The sequence below is a fragment of the Hathewaya proteolytica DSM 3090 genome (assembly GCF_900142225.1).
GTDB classification, from domain to species: domain Bacteria; phylum Bacillota; class Clostridia; order Clostridiales; family Clostridiaceae; genus Hathewaya; species Hathewaya proteolytica.
Window position 1 is genome coordinate 142434 of the sequence record NZ_FRAD01000003.1, and the last position, 21422, is coordinate 163855.

At 34.0% G+C, this 21422-nt stretch carries 22 protein-coding genes and 1 other RNA gene; 1 reads left to right on the forward strand and 22 read right to left on the reverse strand.

From position 1 onward, the window contains the following. Positions 1-101: 101 nt before the first annotated feature. The 22 genes from BUA73_RS00700 to dnaG form a co-directional block, all read right to left on the reverse strand. Positions 102-1769, reverse strand: a complete 1668-nt coding sequence (locus BUA73_RS00700; RefSeq protein WP_072901198.1) for a ribonuclease J — start codon at positions 1767-1769, stop codon at positions 102-104. Between the two features lie 167 nt (positions 1770-1936). Continuing rightward, positions 1937-2191, reverse strand: a complete 255-nt coding sequence (locus tag BUA73_RS00705) for a DUF1292 domain-containing protein (RefSeq protein WP_072901200.1) — start codon at positions 2189-2191, stop codon at positions 1937-1939. Positions 2192-2194: 3 nt separating this feature from the next. Further along, on the reverse strand, positions 2195-2620 hold the full coding sequence (ruvX, locus tag BUA73_RS00710; RefSeq protein ID WP_072901202.1) for a Holliday junction resolvase RuvX: 426 nt from the start codon (positions 2618-2620) through the stop codon (positions 2195-2197). Between the two features lie 54 nt (positions 2621-2674). Then, positions 2675-2929 (reverse strand): IreB family regulatory phosphoprotein, encoded by a 255-nt coding sequence (locus BUA73_RS00715; protein WP_072901204.1) that lies wholly within the window; start codon positions 2927-2929, stop codon positions 2675-2677. Between the two features lie 84 nt (positions 2930-3013). Then, positions 3014-5656 (reverse strand): alanine--tRNA ligase, encoded by a 2643-nt coding sequence (gene alaS, locus BUA73_RS00720; RefSeq protein ID WP_072901206.1) that lies wholly within the window; start codon positions 5654-5656, stop codon positions 3014-3016. Between the two features lie 153 nt (positions 5657-5809). Beyond that, positions 5810-6832 carry an AI-2E family transporter gene (locus BUA73_RS00725; RefSeq protein ID WP_072901208.1) on the reverse strand — a complete coding sequence of 341 codons (1023 nt, stop codon included), beginning with the start codon at positions 6830-6832 and terminating at the stop codon, positions 5810-5812. Beyond that, a complete protein-coding gene (locus BUA73_RS00730) occupies positions 6825-7310 on the reverse strand; it encodes a PRC-barrel domain-containing protein (RefSeq protein WP_072901210.1) in 486 nt (161 codons plus the stop codon). The genes BUA73_RS00725 and BUA73_RS00730 overlap by 8 nt, the downstream gene beginning before the upstream one ends. A 127-nt stretch (positions 7311-7437) precedes the next feature. Continuing rightward, positions 7438-7839 carry a Fe-S cluster assembly scaffold protein NifU gene (gene nifU / locus BUA73_RS00735; protein ID WP_072901212.1) on the reverse strand — a complete coding sequence of 134 codons (402 nt, stop codon included), beginning with the start codon at positions 7837-7839 and terminating at the stop codon, positions 7438-7440. 29 nt (positions 7840-7868) lie between these two features. Beyond that, positions 7869-8948 (reverse strand): tRNA 2-thiouridine(34) synthase MnmA, encoded by a 1080-nt coding sequence (gene mnmA, locus BUA73_RS00740; protein WP_072901214.1) that lies wholly within the window; start codon positions 8946-8948, stop codon positions 7869-7871. Between the two features lie 59 nt (positions 8949-9007). After that, positions 9008-9436: a Fe-S cluster assembly scaffold protein NifU gene (gene nifU, locus BUA73_RS00745; RefSeq protein ID WP_072901216.1), complete on the reverse strand. Its 429-nt coding sequence runs from the start codon at positions 9434-9436 to the stop codon at positions 9008-9010. Positions 9437-9438: 2 nt separating this feature from the next. Beyond that, positions 9439-10623 carry a cysteine desulfurase NifS gene (gene nifS / locus BUA73_RS00750; RefSeq protein ID WP_072901218.1) on the reverse strand — a complete coding sequence of 395 codons (1185 nt, stop codon included), beginning with the start codon at positions 10621-10623 and terminating at the stop codon, positions 9439-9441. A gap of 22 nt (positions 10624-10645) precedes the next feature. Next, the gene (locus tag BUA73_RS00755; protein WP_072901220.1) at positions 10646-11092 is read right to left on the reverse strand and encodes an RrF2 family transcriptional regulator; all 447 of its coding nucleotides are present in this window, start codon (positions 11090-11092) and stop codon (positions 10646-10648) included. 69 nt (positions 11093-11161) lie between these two features. Beyond that, the gene (locus BUA73_RS00760) at positions 11162-12427 is read right to left on the reverse strand and encodes a replication-associated recombination protein A (RefSeq protein WP_072901222.1); all 1266 of its coding nucleotides are present in this window, start codon (positions 12425-12427) and stop codon (positions 11162-11164) included. Positions 12428-12462: 35 nt separating this feature from the next. Next, on the reverse strand, positions 12463-13110 hold the full coding sequence (locus tag BUA73_RS00765; protein ID WP_072901224.1) for a thiamine phosphate synthase: 648 nt from the start codon (positions 13108-13110) through the stop codon (positions 12463-12465). Positions 13111-13130: 20 nt separating this feature from the next. Further along, positions 13131-13694 (reverse strand): DUF3867 domain-containing protein, encoded by a 564-nt coding sequence (locus BUA73_RS00770; RefSeq protein ID WP_072901226.1) that lies wholly within the window; start codon positions 13692-13694, stop codon positions 13131-13133. A 13-nt stretch (positions 13695-13707) separates the two neighbouring features. Next, positions 13708-14148, reverse strand: coding sequence for a dUTP diphosphatase (gene dut / locus BUA73_RS00775; protein ID WP_072901228.1), 441 nt, complete (start codon positions 14146-14148; stop codon positions 13708-13710). Further along, positions 14111-14935, reverse strand: a complete 825-nt coding sequence (locus BUA73_RS00780; RefSeq protein WP_242942300.1) for an SDR family NAD(P)-dependent oxidoreductase — start codon at positions 14933-14935, stop codon at positions 14111-14113. The genes dut and BUA73_RS00780 overlap by 38 nt, the downstream gene beginning before the upstream one ends. A 162-nt stretch (positions 14936-15097) precedes the next feature. Beyond that, positions 15098-15437: RNase P RNA component class A (rnpB, locus tag BUA73_RS00785), an RNA gene on the reverse strand. A 48-nt stretch (positions 15438-15485) separates the two neighbouring features. Further along, positions 15486-16175 (reverse strand): tRNA (adenine(22)-N(1))-methyltransferase, encoded by a 690-nt coding sequence (locus tag BUA73_RS00790; RefSeq protein WP_072901232.1) that lies wholly within the window; start codon positions 16173-16175, stop codon positions 15486-15488. A gap of 21 nt (positions 16176-16196) precedes the next feature. Next, on the reverse strand, positions 16197-17078 hold the full coding sequence (locus BUA73_RS00795; protein ID WP_072901234.1) for a PH domain-containing protein: 882 nt from the start codon (positions 17076-17078) through the stop codon (positions 16197-16199). Between the two features lie 42 nt (positions 17079-17120). Continuing rightward, the gene (gene rpoD / locus BUA73_RS00800; RefSeq protein ID WP_072901236.1) at positions 17121-18182 is read right to left on the reverse strand and encodes an RNA polymerase sigma factor RpoD; all 1062 of its coding nucleotides are present in this window, start codon (positions 18180-18182) and stop codon (positions 17121-17123) included. Between the two features lie 22 nt (positions 18183-18204). After that, positions 18205-19998, reverse strand: coding sequence for a DNA primase (dnaG, locus tag BUA73_RS00805; protein ID WP_093426656.1), 1794 nt, complete (start codon positions 19996-19998; stop codon positions 18205-18207). A 313-nt stretch (positions 19999-20311) separates the two neighbouring features. Between dnaG and BUA73_RS00810 the strand changes: the two genes are divergently transcribed. Beyond that, positions 20312-21403 carry a CotS family spore coat protein gene (locus BUA73_RS00810; RefSeq protein ID WP_072901238.1) on the forward strand — a complete coding sequence of 364 codons (1092 nt, stop codon included), beginning with the start codon at positions 20312-20314 and terminating at the stop codon, positions 21401-21403. The last annotated feature ends 19 nt before the right edge of the window (positions 21404-21422 follow it).

Genomic DNA, 21422 nt, shown 5'->3' on the forward strand with positions numbered 1-21422 from the left:
TAAAAATTGGATACAACTGAAGTATCCAATTTCTAACTCAATCACTTTTCTATTTTAATATCATTAATGGCAAATGTCAAATGTAACCTTTATGTATTACATTAAACTTCTACTATAATTGGTAATATCATAGGATTTCTCTTCGTTTTTTCGTAAAGGAAGCTTCTTAAAACATCCTTTACATTGCTTTTTATTGTAGACCATTCTTTTATGTTGCTTTCTTCACAACCTTTTAGAACGCATCTCACCTTTTCTTTCACTTCTTCAATCAAATCTTCCGATTCTCTCACATATACGAATCCTCTTGAGATTATGTCTGGACCAGCTATTACTTTTCCAGTGTCTCGTTCAATGGTAACAACCACTGTAAGAATACCATCTTGAGATAAATGCTTTCTATCCCTTAGTACAATGTTACCCACATCTCCAACACCAAGTCCATCTACAAATACCTGTCCATACATAACGCTACCATTCTTCTTTATGGAATCTTCGGTAACTTCGATTATATCTCCATTATCACCTATAAGAGTATTTTCTGCCTTTATGCCTAGTCTCTGTATAAGCTCTGCATGTTGCTTTAAATGTCTGAACTCTCCATGAACAGGGATAAAGAACTTTGGCTTTACAAGAGTGTACATAAGCTTTAGTTCCTCCTGACAAGCATGCCCAGATACGTGAACATCTGCTAAAACATCGTATATTACATCGGCACCTTTCTTAAAAAGCTGGTTAATAACTTTGGATACTAGCTTTTCATTTCCCGGTATAGGGGAAGCAGAGATGATGACTCTGTCACCCTTCTTTATATTTATTTTTTTATGTTCAGAAGCTGCCATCCTGGTAAGAGCTGACATTGGTTCACCTTGGCTACCAGTGGTTATTATTATAATTTTATCATCTGGATATTTATCCACCTCATCTACAGTGATAAGCGTTCCTTCCTCTGTATTAAGGTATCCAAGTTCCATGGCGACAGATACTATGTTTTCCATACTTCTTCCAGAAACTGCTACCTTCCTTCCTCCCTTTTCGGCTTCTTCCACAATCTGCTGTATTCTATGGATATTTGAAGCAAAGGTTGCAACTATTATTCTTCCATCTGCTTTTGCAAATAGCTCCCGGAAGGACTCTCCCACGGTTCTTTCCGACATAGTATAACCGGGTCTTTCCACGTTGGTACTATCAGACAGCATAACTAAAACCTTTTCGTTGCCAAGTTCTGCAAACCTAGCTAAATCCGCAACAGACCCGTCAATTGGCGTATAATCGATTTTAAAATCTCCTGTATGAAGTACAACGCCGATTGGCGTGTGGATGGCAATAGCCACTGAATCCGCAATACTGTGGTTAGTTTTTATAAACTCTATTGAAATATTGTCTAATTTAACCACATCTTTTGGCTTTATTACTCTTAAAGTTACAGAATCAACAAGGCTATATTCCTTTAATTTTGACTCCACCATGCCAATAGTAAGTTTTGTTCCATACACAGGTACATTAAGTTGCCTCAACACGTAAGGCAGTGCACCTATGTGATCTTCGTGACCATGAGTTAAAAAAATCCCCTTTACTTTATCTTTATTTTTAAGTAAATACGTAACATCAGGTATTACAACATCAATACCTAACATATCATCATCGGGAAATTTCAAACCACAATCCACTACGACAATCTCATTTTTATACTCGAAAACAGTAAGATTCTTACCAATTTCGTTGAGACCACCCAGTGGAATTATTTTTAATTTCTCTTTATCTTTACGCACGGTCTCCCTCCTTTTAATGTTATTTTTTATAAATAAAAGTTTTCACTTTATTATCTCTCTTATAACTTATTATTAATGATTTAACATATTTTTTCACAATTCAAAGAAAAATATACCCCTTTAATTATATTATTACAAACTTTGCTAATTGTCAATTATTTACAATACTAATTTAAACTTTCTAGTATTTCCTCATAGGCTTCATTTACTGTCTCTAACTCATCATCGTCCTCCACAGGTCTAAAGAAACATTCATCATCGCTTTCTTCCATACACAAAACTATGGCATCATCTTCATCCATACTCTCTTCTGCCACTATTAAATACTTGTTGTCATTTACCTCTACAGTTTCAATGACCTCGAATCTGATTTTTTTGCCATCTTCATCCTTTAAATCTATAAACTTTAATTCGTTTTCCATATTTTATTCTCCTTTTCTTAATTGTATGGAATCTAAATATCCCTGCAATATGTACGTAGCAGCAATTTTATCAACTATACTTTTTCTTTTTTTTCTAGACAAATCAGCTTCCAGCATAGCCCTATGAGCGGCAACTGTAGTAAGCCTTTCATCCCAATATGTTATTTTAAGCTGCAGCTTCTCTTCTATTACTTTTGCAAAGGCCATAACTTTTTCGCCCTGTGGTCCTAGTGTGCCGTTCATATTTCTAGGCAAACCACAAATTATTTCTTCCACACTGTACTCCTCACAAATCTTCTCCAGTTCTACTAAGTCAATTTCCTCTTTTTTTCTTCTTATGGTAGTTATGCCCTGTGCTGTGTACCCCAAAGGGTCACTTATAGCTACTCCTATGGTTTTATCTCCAACATCCAAACCTAATATTCTCATAAAAATCTCCTAAGTTTTATAAAAATAAAAATGCCCAACAAGGGCATTTTCATCTTATTTAATATCTAAATAATGTTTTAAAACCTCTTCTAATATCTCATCTCTTTCGAGCTTATTAATCATGGCTCTAGCCCCATTATAATTAGTTATATAAGTCGGATCCCCTGAAATAAAGTAACCTACAAGCTGATTTATTGGATTATATCCTTTTTCTTTTAGCGAATTGTATACAAGCATAACAATTTCTTTTGTAACTTGGTCTTTGTCTTTAATACTATTAAATTGCAAGGTCATATCATTATCAACCATATTTATCACCTCTTTCATAATAGTAACAACTTATTAAATCTTATTGTAACACAATTTTAAGATTTTTTAAATGTTTTTCTATAATTATTTTCTTATCATTTTTTCTACTAAAGATGGCACCATCATAATAGCATCGATAAGTTTTGAAATATCTTTTCCCCCAGCTTGAGCCATATCTGGTCTTCCACCACCATTGCCGCCTGTAACAAGGGCAACTTCTTTTATGATTTTTCCACAATGTACTCCCTCTGACACTGCACTTTTGCTTGCCATAGCTGTCAACATAACCTTATCTTCTCCAGCACATCCAAGAACCACAAGACCGTTGCCGACTTTGTTTCTAAGTCTATCTGCCAAGTCTCTCATGGTATCGGCATCCATAGAAGCAACTACTGAACTTATTACCTTGATATCTCCAATGGAAACGGCTGTTTCTATAAGGTCTGTTTCTATAGATTTACTCATCTCATTTTTCATTGCCTGAAGTTCTTTTTCTTTTTCTTTTATTAGAAGAAGTTGCTGATTTAATTTAGTTATCAAGTCCTTTTCACTGCACTTTAATATCTTACATGCCTCTTTTATAGTGTTTTCTTTTTCTTCCATGTATTTAACCACTTCTTCTCCAGTTATAGCTTCTATTCTTCTTACACCTGCTGCTACACCTGTTTCAGATATTATCTTTATTAGGCCGATTTCGCCACTATTATTTACATGAGTTCCACCACATAGTTCACTGCTAAACTCTCCTACAGATACAACCCTAACCTCTTTAGCATATTTATCATCAAACAAGGCCATGGCACCTGTTTGTTTTGCCTCCTCTAAAGTCATAACCTTTGTGCACACTGACATGCTCTTAATTATAGCTGCATTGGCGATTCTCTCAGTTTCCCTTATTTCTTCCTCTGTCATAGGTGAAAAATGCGCGAAATCAAATCTCAACCTTTCTCCATTGACAAGAGAACCTGCCTGATGTACGTGGTCACCAAGAACTCTTCTAAGAGCAACCTGCAGGATATGAGTTGCTGTGTGATTTTTGCATATATTTTCTCTCTGCTTCTCATCTACACTTAAAGTTATAACATCTTTTACACACAGAGAACCCTCTGTTACTTTGATAAAATGAAGAGTCTTACCTGCCACATTCTTCTTGCAATCCGTAACTTCTGCTTTTAATTTAGGAGATGTTATAAAGCCCCTATCACCAATCTGTCCTCCCATTTCAGCGTAAAATGGTGTCTTATCAACTAATAGTATGCCTTCTTCGCCGCTTTGTATTTCATTGACAAATTCATTGTTTGATATTAAAAGCAAAGCCTCACCTTCAGATGATGTGCATTCATATCCTAAGAACGATGTTTCTATATCCTTTGGTATTTCATCTATAATGGATAACTCTTTACCCATATAATTTGACTCTTCTCTGCCTTTCTTTGCTGTAATTCTCTGGTTTTCCATGTTTTCCTTAAAGCCTTTGTAATCAATACCCAGTGATTTTTCTTGTAATATTTCTTCTGTGAGCTCAAGAGGGAATCCGTAAGTATCGTAAAGTTTAAATGCCTTAGCTCCATCTAATACTGTTTCATTATTATTCTTTAGTTCACTTATATATTCCTTAAGAATATCCATACCTGCATCAATTGTTTCAGAGAATCTCTCTTCTTCGATTTTAAGTACTTTTTCAATGTATTCTTTTTTAAGCTCTAATTCCTTGTACTGACACTTGGAATTTTCAATGACTACATGGCATAATTCACTTAAAAAAGTACCTTTAAAACCTAAAAGTTTGCCATGTCTTGATGCTCTTCTAAGAAGTCTTCTAAGAACATAGCCCCTACCTTCATTGGATGGAAGAATTCCGTCAGATATCATAAATACAACACTTCTTATGTGATCTGTTATTACTTTAATTGATATGTCTTGGGCTTCATTTTCTCCGTAATTTAAGTTTCCTGCTTTGCAAATCTCATCTCTAATACTCTTTATTGTGTCGATATCAAAGATAGAGTCAACATTCTGCATAACAGTGCTTATTCTCTCAAGCCCCATACCTGTATCTATATTAGGGTTTTTAAGGTTTGAATATGTACCATCCTCTTCCTTGTTAAACTGCGTAAAAACAAGGTTCCAGATTTCAATAACATGGTCCTTATCCGATGCTTCTTCAAATTCTTCTGCACTGCTTACTTTTACATTGTGCTTGTTAAAATGTATCTCCGAACAAGGTCCACAAGGGCCAACGCCGTGTTCCCAAAAATTGTCCTTTTTCCCAAGTCTAAATATATTTTTAGGATCTACATTAGTTTTTGTAGTCCAGATTCTATACGCCTCATCATCATCAAGATATATAGTTACAAATAACCTTTCACCTGGTATTTCAAGAACCTTCGTAAGATACTCCCAAGCCCACATTATAGCATCTTCTTTAAAATAATCTCCAAAGGAAAAGTTTCCTAGCATCTCGAAAAACGTTCCATGTCTTGAAGTCTTCCCTACATTTTCTATGTCTCCTGTGCGCACACACTTTTGACATGTGGTTACTCTCTTTCTTGGTGGAACTTCTAAACCTGTGAAGTATGCTTTCATAGGTGTCATTCCAGCATTTATAAGAAGTAAGCTCTTATCATTTTTGGGAACCAATGAGAAACTGTCCAGTTTTAAATGTCCCTTGCCTTCAAAAAAAGTAAGATAAGATTCTCTTATATCATTTAACCCCATAAATTTCATTTTTTTCTCCTCCATTTGTATATTTCGTCTTATTTCTATGATGATTATAGAAAAATTCCATATCATTGTCAATAAACATGTTATTATATCATTATATCAATTCATTGTGTAAAGTGGCAAGCAATGTACTGCACTTTGCCTAAGGGTTTTTATTTAATACAAATAATAATTAATATCATTGTAAACAACTTTTATTATAACTCCCACGGGTACGGCTATTATCATACCCATAAAACCACAGATTTCGCCCCCCAAAATAAGTAGTACAATAACTGCCAAAGGATGAAGGTCCACATATTCTCCAATTATTTTGGGTGAAATTATATCACCCTCTATTTGCTGAATAATTATAAGTAGTATTGTTATTATTATACCTCTCTCGTTTGATATCAAAAATGCCACCATGCATATAGGAATAGCACCGAGTAGGGGGCCAAAATAAGGTATTATATTTAAAATCCCGTTTAATACTGATAAGAGAATTGGGTTGCTTATTTTTCCAATAATAAGGATAATAAGAGTTAAAATACATATAACAACACTTAGCACTACTTGGCTTAATATATATTTGCTCAACAATATATCAATATGTTCTAAAACATTTCTTATTACTTTTCTTTTTCCCACACTAAACAAAAAAAGGAACTTCTCTAAAATTTTATTTCCGTCCACTAAAAAATAATAGGTCACTATTGGTATGATACAATATACCACAAGATTTTGTCCTATGTTCATAACATAAAAAATAATGCCATCAGAAAAGGAATTTCCAAAGTCGTATAGTTTTTTTAGAATATTGTCAAATATATAATTTTCTTTTAGCAATTTTATATTTGAAAACTTTGTATTTATAAATTGAGATAAGGACGATAGTATTTTATCAATACTGCCAAGCTCTCTTATAAGGTTAGGCACTAACAGTATTATTATAGCACAACAAAGGGATAGCAGTGATAAAATTAAAATTGCAGCTGAGAAGGACTTTTTCATGCCGCCCTTTATCATTTTAAAATAAAGGGGTTTAAGGGCATAGGATATAAACATAGAAATAATTATTACTTTAACGAAACTATTGACCAAAGGAATTTTTAATAGCAGTATAAAGATAAAAGCACTTATAATAAAGGCTAGTATCCTAATAGTTATACCAATTATCTTACTGATTTTATCATTCATTTTTCTCAACTCCGTGGATTTTACTATAACAACAGTAATTATTATCTCCTGTATACAAAATATTATTTTCACCGATTATGAGGTGAGACAAAAGGATTATCCTTTTTCCCTTGATATAGTTTCTAAGTAATCCTTCCGAAACAAGGAAGCCTTTAATTTTAAAATCCTCTCTGCAAAACAGTATGCTTTCAACACTGCCCAATATATCTCCAGATAAATTAATAATTTCCATGGTTCTTAAGCCTTCAAAGCAAAAAAAGTTTTCACTGCTGAATCTATCTGCTATCATGGTGTTGCCAATATATAAGATATCCCTTAAGTGTAAAGATGTATATCTTCTTCTCATGGAGCTTTCTCTTATTTTAAAACCACATACTAATCCATGCTTTACATCTAGCAATAGATCTTCAACAGTGCCCATTTTTCTCCCTTGCCTATCTGTAATCTTTTTTCCTATAAAATCTCTATTACTATACATATTTCCCTTCCTTTTATTAAACCTTAATTATCTTCATTATATATATTGCCTCTTTTTGCCATTATTTATTCTAAAAAAAATAAACCAGTCATTAAATTTGACTGATTTATTTAAAACGCACCAAATTCTATTGAGAAAATTTGTCTTTCCAAGGTTCTAAGTTCTGAGAAATCCTGTAATTATTGATAGCCTTATGTATTGTCTGTTCTGCTAAAACAGAGCAATGTATCTTAACGTCAGGAAGCCCATCTAGAGCTTCAATTACAGATTTATTTGTAAGTTCAAAAGCTTCTTCTAGATGTTTTCCCTTAATCATCTCCGTGGCAATGCTTGCAGATGCAATGGCAGACCCACATCCAAAAGCTTTAAACTTGACATCTTCTATTATATCATCTTTTATTTTAAGATAAATTTTCATAATGTCTCCACAACTAGCATTGCCCTCTTCACCTACACCATTGGCATCTGGCAACACACCCACATTTCTTGGGCTATAAAAATGTTCTAAAACTTTATCACTATACTCCATAAATTTCAACCACCTTATAAAATTAAATGTTAAAATACTTTCTCGATTATACCTCCACCTACTACAAAATCCTCTTTATAAAAAACCACGGATTGCCCTTTTGTAATGGCTCTTTGATTATCTTTAAAAATAACCCTTACCTTATTGTCTCCTTCAGGATATATGGTACACGGTGCCATTTTAGCACTGTACCTTACCTTTCCAAACACCTCCATGGGCTGCTGTAGCTTCTCTATAGATATATAATTTACATCTCCCGCAATGAGCTGATTCTTAAAAATAAGCTTTTCATCACCTACAGTAATATCATTGGTAAGTGGATCAATGTCAGCTATAAATACTGGTTTACCCAGAGATAAACCTAATCCTTTTCTTTGGCCAATGGTGTAGTAACATATGCCCTTATGTTTTCCAACAACATTGCCATTTTCATCAACAAAGTTGCCAGGAACAGCGGATTTTCCAGTGTAGGTTTCTATAAATTTGCCGTGGTTATTGTCAGGTATAAAACAAATCTCTTGACTATCCTTTTTTCTAAATACGTGAAGTCCTATTTTTTCAGCAATATCTCTTATTTCACTTTTATTGTACTTACCGCAAGGCATAAGAATATGGGATAATTGCTCTTGAGTAAGGTTGTAAAGCATATAAGTTTGATCCTTTTTTTCATCATTAGAACATTTTAAATTGTATCTACCATTGACATCCTCCACAACTTCAGCATAATGTCCAGTGGCAATATAGTCCGCCCCCAAAGTCTGTGCTTTTTTTAAAAATTCATTGAATTTAATTAACTTATTGCATTGAACACAAGGATTAGGTGTATGACCAATTAAATATTCATGAATAAAACTATCTACCACATTCTTTTTAAAACTTTCCTTAAAATTCATTACGTAAAAAGGTATATCCAATATGTCAGCAACTCGTCTAGCATCATTGGCAGCAGACAAAGAACAGCATCCTCCATCATTATCTTCACCTGTAAGTTCATCAGAAGCTAATTTCATCATTATGCCAATAACTTCGTAGCCTTGTTCTTTTAATAGGTATGCAGCCACCGAGGAATCAACACCGCCGCTCATTCCTATAATAACTTTTTTCTTCATATTTTACCACCTTTAAGAAAATTAGCCCCCTTGCGGGAGCCAAAATATATTTACTATGTTTATTCACCATGTACTTCGGCATGAATATCCTCGTGTTCTTCGTAATCCCATGGTTCAAGACCTGCTTTAACTCTGTAGTCATTTATTGCCTTGTGTATAGCCTCTTCTGCAAGGACAGAGCAGTGCATTTTTACTGGTGGAAGTCCGTCAAGAGCTTCAGCCACTGCACTATTGGTAAGTGTCCATGCTTCCTTTGTTGTCTTTCCTTTTATAAGCTCTGTAGCCATACTTGAAGAAGCAATGGCAGAACCGCAACCAAAAGTTTTAAACTTAACATCTTTCACCACATCATCCTCAACTTTAAGGTATATCTTCATAATATCCCCACACTTTGGATTTCCAACTTCACCTATGCCATTTGCATCTGGTATTTCTCCTACGTTTCTTGGATTATTAAAGTGTTCCATAACCTTTGCGCTGTATATCATAATTATTTCTCCCCTTCTCTTAAAAAATCATCCCATAAAGGTGACATATCTCTAAGTCTTTGAATTATTTTTGGAATAACCTCCAGAGCGTAGTCCACATCTTCCTCAGTATTTTCATCCCCAAGGGATAATCTCAAGGAGCCATGGGCTATTTCGTGAGGCAAACCAATGGATAACAATACGTGAGATGGATCCAAGGAACCTGATGTGCATGCACTTCCACTGGATGCAGATATTCCATTGGCATCTAAAAGAAGCAAAATAGACTCTCCTTCAATAAATTTAAAGCATATATTTAAATTTCCAGGTAACCTATGGTGGTCTTTAGGTCCGTTGAGCTTAGTATGAGGTACAGTTAGAAGTCCATTCATAAGTTTATCTCTAAGGAATACTAACTTTTTGTTATTTTCTTCCATGTGCTCACAAGCTAACTCAAGAGCCTTTCCAAGCCCTACTATGCCTGCGATATTTTCTGTACCAGCTCTTCTACCTCTTTCTTGTCCTCCACCATCAACTAAGTTATTAATTCTTACGCCTTTTTTTATATAAAGAGCACCTACGCCCTTAGGACCGTAAAACTTATGAGCTGCCAAAGACAATAAATCAATATTCATGTCTTGAACATCTACTTCTATATGGCCTACAGCCTGAACAGCATCTGTGTGGAACAACACTTTCTTTTCTCTACATATAGCTCCAATTTCTTTTATTGGCTCAATAGTACCTATTTCATTGTTTGCAAACATAACACTTACAAGTATAGTTTTATCTGTTATAGCTTTTTTAACGTCTTCAGGGTCTACAAAACCTTCTTTATCCACATCTAAATACGTAACTTCAAATCCCTGTCTTTCAAGGAACTTGCATGTGTGCAGAACAGCGTGGTGCTCTATTTTTGTAGTTATAATGTGATTGCCCTTATTTTTGTTGGCAAATGCCACACCCTTTATGGCCCAATTGTCAGCTTCTGAGCCTCCACCTGTGAAGAAAATTTCCTTTTCATCTGCGTTTAGACACTTAGCTACCTTTGTTCTTGCTTCATCAATAGCCTTTTTTGTACTTCTTGACAAAGAGTATATTGAGGATGGGTTACCGTAATACTCTGTGAAGTACGGTATCATCTCATTTAATACTTCTTTTTTTGTATAAGTAGTAGCAGCATGATCCATATATACGTGTTTTTCCATTTTATCCGCTCCTTTGTGTGCCTTATATTTCCTTGGAAATAAAAGTCATGTCAATTGTTCTCATACTATTATAATCATCCACCATATCTTGAAGATTAGTGGATTGTATTACATTTTCTATGCTATCTTGTAACCTAACCCACAGCAATCGCGTAGGGCATTTATCCACGTTGTCACAGCAATCCTCGCTAAGGCAGTCTGATATTTCTACTGGTCCTTCCAATAAAAGCATAATATCCTTAACAGTGATGTATTTTGGTTCTCTGCTTAGTACATAGCCGCCCTGAGCGCCTCTAATACTTTTAATAAGGCCGCCCTTTCTCAAAGAAGAGAAAAGCTGTTCTAGATAATATTCAGATATATTATTTTCTTGTGCTATAGCCTTAATGGATACAGGTTCACCTCCGTAGTTTATAGCAAGATGTACCATGGCTTTTACGCCATATCTGCCCTTCGTAGATAATTTCATTAAATCACATCCTTAATTCTGAGCATTTTACTCTGAATTCATAATATCAAATCCGACCATTATTGTCAACTATATTTTATTAATTTTTTCTAAAAAAAGACGAATATTATTTTCCATTTTGTTATCAGCAGGTTTGTAGTATATTTTATCTTTTTTTTCATCTGGAAGGTACTGCTGTTTCACAAAATGATTTTCATAGTCATGTGGATATTTGTATTCTACCCCTCTGTTCAAAGCCGTGGCACCCTCATAATGTGAATCCCTTAGATGCTCAGGTACGGCACCCATGACGCCATTTTCTATATCCCTTAAGGCATTGTCAATAGCCACACAGCAGGAATTAGACTTTGGAGATGTGGCAAGCAAAAGTGTAGCCTGTGCTAGAGGTAGCCTTGCCTCTGGAAATCCCAATTGAGTAGCTGAATCAACACAAGATTTAACCATGGTTACCGCATTGGGATACGCAAGTCCTATATCCTCCGAAGCAATAGCCAACAATCGCCTACAAATAGAGATTAAATCGCCGCCCTTAATTAACCTTGCCAGATAGTAAATGCTAGCATCAGGATCTGATCCTCTTATGGATTTGTGAAAAGCACTTAATAAGTCGTAATGGCTATCACCATCTCTATCGAAATTCACCGCCTTGTCTCCGCCAAATTCCAACACTGATTTTTCGTCTATGAGTACATTGCCATTAACGTCCTTTGGCACATACAAAACACAGCTTTCTAAAATATTAAGACTTCTTCTATAATCCCCAGAAGCACTATTTGAAATAATTTTAATGACCTCATCATTGCATGTTATAAACTGCCTTCCTACGTGTTTTTCTATACTATCTATGGCTCTTCTAATTCCAAGCTCTATATCTGTACTCTTCAATTCCTTGAACTCATACACAAGGGCCCTACTTAAAATAGCCTTGTATACATAATGGTATGGGTTTTCTGTAGTACTCGCTATAAGAGTAATGCTCCCATTTTCCATGAACTCTAATATAGATTGTTGTTGTTTTTTATTAAAATTCTGAATCTCATCTATGTACAAAACTATGCCTTGTATATTTTCTATGGTGTTCAGCTGGGATATTATATCCTGAATGTCCTTAACAGAAGCAGTGGTGGCATTGAGTTTGTAAAACTTTTTATTACAAGCCCCTGCCAATATATTTGCTACCGTTGTTTTGCCCACCCCTGGTGGACCATAAAATATCATGCTAGTTAGCTTCCCAGTTTGGCACATTCTATATAAGATTTTGTCCTTTCCAATGAGATGCTTTTGACCTATCACTTCATCCAATGTAGTTGGCCTAATCCTATCAGCTAGTGGCATATAATCACTCCCATCACCTTATTTAATGTTTTTCCCTACAAATTGAATGATAATTTTCTTTTCAACTCAATAAGATAGCGTTCAATATCTTCATTGCACATAATTTGGGACATCATTGCAAATGAATCCGCACCAGAATTTATAACATCAATGGCATTGTGTTCATTTATGCCTCCGATGGCCACAATGCGTCCCTCCTTATTTTGTTCTCTAATTTTTTCTATTATTTCCACGCCCCTTGGCATAAGCCCTTCCTTGCATTGTGTCTTAAAGATGTGTCCCACAGTTATATACTCCGCCTTGTTATAAAATGCAGATATACCTTCATCTGCGCTGTGAACAGACACACCTATTGTGATATTTTTATATTTTCCGTGTAAGCTCTCTGAGTTGAATTTGCTTTGTTTATCCATAAATAAATTATAAGGCACTTGCACACCATTAAAGTTGTACTTTAAGGCGTACTCCAAATTTAACTCACTGTTGCAATTCATCATAACTTTAGTTTTAGAATTCCCACGAAGATTGTATATATTGTTACACAAATCATCTAATTCCTTGCCAACAAGATGTTTTTCTCTTATCACAAGAGCCTCAATATTATTTAAAAAACATTGTTTTATTATATGGTAATAAGATCTCTCATTCTTTGCCAGGCCTAAATTAGTAACCACATACAACATCTAAACCGCCTCCACAAATTTTAATATGTGTATTCAATTATATTCTCACATATTCTGATTTTAAGAGGTTTCTCTTCTAAAAGCTTTTTATAGCTGCACAAGAACTCATTTAACTCCAAGTCTTTTACATCTACCGAACCATAACTTTGTATCAGCACTTCTTTCTTGTCAAGGTGTATTTCAATATTGTTCTTTTCATTTTTTATAGTATAAAACAAAACACCCTTTCTCTCCTCCACCTTGTTTCTATATTTTTCTTTAAAGGATAAAAATTTTCTTTCACTTTCATAGTTTTGGGTTAATTGTGTTCCGGATATGTCTATACCCATTTTTTTCATTTCTTTTTCCAGATCATCTGTATTAAACCCATATCTTTTCATAAACTCTTTCTGCAAGTTCAAGAATTTTTCTTGAGAAATATTATTTTCCTCCATATACTCCATGACTTTCTTTGAGAAATCTGCCATGGTCATCTGCCCCGTAGATACAGAATAATAAAGGCTGTATATATACTCTTCAAATTTATTGATATCTTTATCTGTAGCTTTATTCTTTATCTCATTAAAATCAATTATTCTATCCATTTTACCATCTCCTTTATACTAATCCCGAGGATCCAAATCCTTTTTCTCCTCTTTCAGAATCATCCAATTGCTGCACTTCACATATATCCACAGTAAAAACCGGCTTAACCACCATTTGTGCTATTTTCATTCCCTTTTCAACCTTAAAACTATTTTTCCCATGATTAATCAGTATTATTCGAAGTTCACCTCTGTACCCCTCATCTATGGTACCAGGAGTATTTAAAACAGTAATACCGTATTTCAACGCTAGACCACTTCTAGGTCTAACTTGAGCTTCAGTGTTTTCAGGCAGTTCAATTTTTATCCCCGTTGGCACCAAAGCCACCTCTCCAGACCCTATTATAACCTCTTCTACAGAATACAGATCTAAACCTGCATCTCCTTTATGAGCATAACATGGTAAAATTGCATCCTTATGAATTTTTTTCACTTTCACTTTCATTTTTTTCATCCTCCAACCTGTACTTATTTATGGCATCACTCTGTATTTTTCCAACTATATAGGCAGTTAAATTTCCAGGAAGAATCTTGCACGCAAACACAGCTATTTTATTTACTGCACCTGGAATTATCAGCCTTTTACCTTTTTTAATTCCTTTGTACGCAATATCAGCCACCTTGTATGGATCCATAGCATTTTTTAACTGACCTTTTCCGCTGTTGTATGCAAATTCAGATTTTGTAGTGCCTGGGCACAAAGCGCTTACTAACACATTATAAGGCTTTAATTCTACATATAAAGCTTCCGACAAAGATAACACAAAGGATTTACTTGCATAGTAAGTAGAAATAAACGGCCCCGGCTCGTAAGCACCCGTAGAAGCTACATTTAAAATGGTGCCCTTTCCCCTATACTTCATCATGTTTCCCACAAAATGTGTTAATTGAGCAAGGGCAGTTATATTTACATCTATAATGTATTTATTTTTTTCAAAATCCATGTGAAGAAAATCACCACATGCACCTAGGCCAGCATTATTTATAAATATATCTATATCTTTGCACTTAATTTTTTGACAAAACCACTGAATTTCCTTTGGAATCCTTAAATCCACTCCATAAAATTCACATTCACAGCTAAACTTTTTTTCTAATTCATCTTTTAGGATTTCGAGCAAGTGCACTCTCCTAGCCAAAAGAATTATATTATATCCTTCCTCTGCTAGCTTGTATACCATAGCTCTCCCAATACCAGAAGATGCACCTGTTATAACAGCCCATGGTTTTTCTTCAAACACTATAATCACCACGCTTCAATTGTTTATATATTAATTGTAGATAATAGATGTGAATATTTCAAGTAGTAACAAAGGAAAAGTTCTGTATATAAATATTTATTACTAGTCGACAATTTGTAGGCAAAACAAAAAACACTAAGTCTAAAACCTAGTGTTTTCAATGGTATAAGTAAGTCTATAAGCCGAGTTCTGTATTTGATAGTCATCTATCTAGGCCTATTGTTACCAATAGGCTCAAGCGATACACCCGAAGACGAGACGGGCCGCCTCATATGTCTCCCTATTCGATCTTGCTTCAGATGGGGTTTACATAGCCGTATGATCACCCATACGCTGGTGAGCTCTTACCTCGCCTTTCCACCCTTACCAGTAAACTGGCGGTATATCTCTGTTGCACTTTCCTTAGAGTTGCCTCCACTGGGAGTTACCCAGCACCCTGCCCTATGAAGCTCGGACTTTCCTCTCCCAGGCATAACCTGGCAGCGACTATCTGGCTTACTTGCACAACTATAATAACATACAATCAATGCCTTTGTAAAGTTAAAAAAAATTACATATTATTTAAAAGTTGTTTTATTTCCACTACCTTTTGTTCAAGTTCACTTCTCCTCTTTATTACATTGCAGGAGTTTGTATTAAAGGAGTTAATAATCCTATTGTACTTTTCAATCATATACTCCATATATTCCTTTAATATTGGCTCTTTTCTTATGTATAATAACTGGCTTATTTCGTAAAAAATTGTGGGCTTGTCAACTGGTGTTTCATCATAGCACAATTTTATTGTTTCATAGAACTTACCATCTTCAAAACACAACTTCTCGTCCATTATATGAAAACCTGTTTCATATATAAATTTTCTAAAAACATCTACATTTTGAGCAGGTTGGACAATTATATAATCCATGTTTTTAAAAACATCTATATTTTTTAATATTATATCCCTTGTAAGATCCCCGCCCATTCCGGATATTACAGCACTTTGTACTTCTCTTATTTCAATAATATCAAGACCAGAGCCAAGTCGCAATTGTATTTTATCCATAAGTTGTGCCCTCATTATGTTTTTCTTTGCTTTCTCAAGAGGTCCTTTATTTATATCCGTAGCTATGGCAAATTCACAAAGGGAATTTTCAATAAGGTGTATAGGTATATATCCATGGTCTGTACCTATGTCTGCAATTGTTTTTACTGGCTCAACCATTGACACTATACAACTTAATCTTTTGCTTAAATCCATATTACACTCCTTACTTTTACATCAGATGTACAAATATATGATTCTACACTGCACAATAAAAAAGATGATAGATGTCACAAGAGATATAATAACGTATTTATATCTAGCTTTAGTATAATACTTATCGTTGCATTGCGCTGCAAAATACATACATAAAATTAAAATTAGATTTAAAATACCATAAATCATCTGTTGGAAAACAAATTGTTTTGCTGTCCCCATCTCAAGAGGCGCAAAATTAATTGAAAAATTTAATGGCATTGTGTAAGGCAATTTTTCATAAAAATATAGATAAGATGGCACCGCCACAATCAATACAACTATTATGCAGGATATTGCAAAAGGAATCAAAAATTTAGGATCTCTATTAAGGTTGCTGTCCTTAATTTTGTGATGGCATTGGTTTTTTATGCTTATATCATGTTTTTTTAACTCCATAACCATACCTTCCATATCCCTAGGTGTAATTGCATAGCTTAAATCGTCACATAAAAAATACATTATATTTTTATCATTTGTAACAAACATTCTTGTTATACCCACATTTTCCGTAAAAAATCTTCCTATTGCCATTTTCCCAAGATTGAAACCAGAAAGCTTTACTCCCATCTCTTGTTTTATATCGTATCCCCTTATATTGTTAAAATCTACTTTTACATTTCTAAGATTCAAGAATGACTTTATATATATATATCTGTCATCCACATAGTATACAATGGTAACCGCAGAAATGATATAGTAAATTTCATATATGGTATAGACTATAAGCCCTGTTTTTATCAAAAGCGTTACCACATAGGATTCTATATATTTTGTGGCATAAACCCCAATTATACAAGCTATAATCAATACAATTAATACTAATAACGGAAAATAATTTTTTACTGATTTGTATCTGCTCAAATCAATCCCTCCAAATACATATTAATAAAGAAATATCCTCCATTAATCTAGGTAGTCCTTTAATTTTTTGCTTCTGCTTGGATGTCTTAATTTTCTAAGTGCCTTGGCCTCAATCTGTCTTATACGTTCTCTAGTTACATTGAACTCTTTTCCCACTTCTTCTAATGTTCTCGCCCTTCCATCATCTAATCCAAACCTAAGTCTTAGAACTTTCTCTTCTCTTGGAGTAAGGGTATCTAAAACATTTATAAGTTGTTCTTTTAGCATAGTGAAGGCAGCAGCTTCTGATGGTGCAGGAGCATCGTAATCTGGTATAAAATCCCCAAGATGACTATCTTCCTCTTCTCCTATAGGAGTCTCTAAGGACACAGGTTCTTGTGCAATTTTTTGGATTTCTCTTACCTTTTCAACGGAGATTTCCATAACTGATGCAATCTCCTCTGGTGATGGGTCTCTTCCAAGTTCTTGAAGCAACTGTCTAGATACCCTAATAAGTTTGTTTATAGTTTCCACCATGTGCACAGGTATCCTTATGGTTCTTGCTTGATCTGCTATGGCTCTTGTTATAGCTTGCCTTATCCACCAAGTAGCATAGGTACTAAACTTATAGCCTTTTCTGTAGTCGAATTTTTCCACGGCTTTTATCAAACCTAAGTTGCCCTCTTGTATCAAATCTAGGAATTGCATTCCCCTTCCAACATAGCGTTTTGCGATACTTACAACTAGTCTCAAGTTAGCTTCTGCAAGTTTCTTTTTTGAATATTCGTCTCCATCTTCTATCTTTTGTGCTAACATTATCTCATCATCTGAGCTTAACAATGGGACCTTCCCGATTTCCTTTAAATACATTCTAACAGGATCATCAATGGCAATCCCTTCAGGAATGGATATATCTATCTCTTCCTCCACGATTTCCTCTTCGTCGTTTCCAATTATGTCTATATTCATACTTTCAAGTATTTCATATATTTTATCAATTTGCTCAGGACTTAACTCAATTTCTTCTAAATCTGATAAAAGCTCTTTATATTCAATACTTCCTTTGACCTTGGCTTTGTCAAGAAGTGTTTTAACAATTTTCATCTGTTCAGTTTTGTCTTTCATCAAACTACCTCCCTCCGTTATTCTAAAGTTCTTTGAGTTCTTTTTCGATAAGTTGCAGTTTTTCCACATACTCAAAGGACTCACTTATCTTTCCATCTTTCTCCAATTGCTTGATTGTATCCATAATTTCTTTCTTTTTACTCTCAAGTTCGCATTCTTTCATGACTTTGATACAATCAGAGGCAAATCGCTCTGTCTGCTCATGGTTATCCATTTCTAATATACTCATTTCTCGAATATTGACCAACTCCCTGTTTTCTTCTATATTCTGGCACAGAGCTTCCAATTTATTATTTAAGTCTTCTAAAGGCAAATCAATATTTTCTAATATTTTATCATACATTATTTTGTGAGTATGGCTGAATAAAGGATACTCATCCATGGCACTTCGAATGTATTCCACTGATTTTTTGCACATAAGTAATTTTAACAATGATCTAGCCGCCTTTACAGAAGGCTGTTCCTTGTATAATTTTACACTAATTTCATGTTTAATATTCATGTTTTCTTCAGTTTTATTGATAAAATTCGCCTTTTTGTTTAAAAGATCATAAATTGCTTGTTCTTCTACCCCTGTATCTTCTGCTATCTCTTTAATGTATATGTTTCTTTCCACAGAATTCAGTTTTAGAAGAATGCCACTTATACCAGCCACATATTTGTCTACGGATTTCGGGTCGTCCTTTCTGTATCGCTCTTCCTTTACCTTATTTATCTTGAATTTAGTAAGAGAAACAGCCTCCTTCATGAGTTCATAAAAAGCCTCTACTCCATTGGTTTTTATAAAATCGTCTGGATCCTTTCCATCTTTAATATTTATTACTCTAACATCAAAGCCCTGCTCTGTTAATATATCCAATCCTCTATCCGCAGCTTTTTTTCCTGCATTATCAGAGTCGTAAGATATATAAACTTTATCCGTGTATTTTTTCATTAATTTGGCCTGATTTACCGTTAAAGCTGTTCCAAGAGAAGCAATGGCGTTAGTTATACCCGCCTGATGCAGTGATATGCAATCCATATACCCTTCAACTAAGATGAACTCTTTAGTGTTGTTTTTCTTTATGGCAAAGTTTAAACCATACATATTGCGACCTTTATCAAAGATTTCACTTTCAGGTGAGTTAAGATACTTAGGTTTTGAATCGTCCAATACCCTTCCCCCAAAACCAATGACCTTTCCATTGTAATCAAACACTGGAAACATAACTCTGTTTCTAAATCTATCATAATACGTAATTTTATTATTTTTGTTAGACCTTGAAAGCACGCCGACTTTAAACATTTCTTCCTGAGAATAACCAGATTTTTTCAGAAAATTTTCTAGGGCGTTCCAGTTGTTTAGAGAATATCCAAGACCAAAATTTGCAATGGTCTTATTGCTAAGTCCTCTTTTGTTAAGGTAATTCATTACATCTCTATTTTTTATCAGATTGTCAAAATAAAACCTAGCTGCTAATTTGTTCAGTTGATATAATCTTTTTTTAGCTTCTAATTCTTTCTTGTACTTGTCATCACCAGTTTTAATTTCAATATTAGCTCTTTCAGCCAAGGTTTCACAGGCTTCACTAAAGGATAAATTTCTAATTTTCATTAAAAACGATATGACATTTCCAGCTTCACCGCAGCCAAAGCACTTAAAAATCTGTTTTTCCCTCGATACCGAAAAGGAGGGTGTCTTTTCATTGTGAAAAGGACATAACCCTGTAAAGTTTCTACCAGATTTTTTTAATCGCACGTATTCAGATACAACATCAACAACATCATTCTCTTCCTTAATTTTCTGTATCAGTTCATCAGATATGAATATAGACAAAAAAACCTCACCAACCTTAATACTTTTTTGTTTTTAAGTCAACTCTTATGTAATTCGACAATAATCTACTTTTCCCTTCTTATTTAATCATGTATTTTTAGGATATTTTTAAAAAAGTATAAATACGCTTAAATTTAATAAATACTACATACTTATTAATATCCATTTTTTGCATGTATATTCACAAGTACATAATTATATTTCTATATAAGCCATATAAAACCCTCTTTTTAATGTTTAAATTTAGCAAAAGTAATAATTCTTACTTTCGAATAATACTCTATATTATTAATAAGATTGGAGAAATATAATTATGGATAAATTAGAAGTGTACAATATAAAAAAGACTTCAAAACCTAAGCTAACCCCTATGCTTTCATTAGAAAATATAAAAACCTACGTCCTCCCCCTATATCAACTGAATGATGGCCATGTGGAATACGTTAAGTTTAAAAATACAAACAAACAAAGAGCCGTATATAAGATTACCTTAGGAGAAAAGGAGTACTGTTTGAAAAAAGTGTACTATGGCGTTGATAAGCTTTTATTTATTTATTCTGCCATTGAATGGTGGAGTAGACATCATATAAAAGTTCCTTATCTCTTGCCTTCTAAAGATAAAAAAAGATATGCCATCTATAATGAAATGCTTTTTATCTTAACGCCATGGATTCATGGTGATAAATGTGATTATGATAACATAAATAACCTCCATTTGCTCTTTAATAATTTAAGTAAAATGCACAAAAGTTCTTTGGACTTTTTCCCCATGGAATACGCAAAAACCGTGGAGGACTATTCAGATATCTATTGTTCTTTAAAGAAGCATTGGAAAAATCTGTTTCAATTTTATGATATGGCCTCTGAAATCAAGGATAGATTTTCCTTGAAATATATGTATACCTTTAGCAAAAACAATGTGTTAGCTCAGCTCAGTTGTAATGCCGCAAGAATAATTGATTTTGACAAATTAACTAAGAGCCTTTGCCATGGTGACTATGTAAATAAAAACATCATATTTACGGAAGAGAAAAATGAAATATCCGTAATCGACTTTGACAAAGTATCCATGAATTATGTAGCCCGCGATATTTCATATGCACTGAGAAGGATATTAAAGCGAGAATCTACTAACTGGGATTTTCAATTGCTCATAGAATTAATTCATGAGTACAATAAGAATTTATCTCTCACTAAAGATGACTATATATATATTTTTGCATACCTTTCCTTCCCTCAGAAATACTGGAGAATATCTAGAGACTATTTCAACAACATAGAAAAATGCAACAAAGATACTTTTTACACTTTACTTTGCAAAGCTACAGCTCACACGGAAAACCATTATACATTTTGTTGTAGATTCAAAGCTTACCTTCAAGCAAAATTTAACATCGTATTTTAGATTTTTATAAACAGAATTC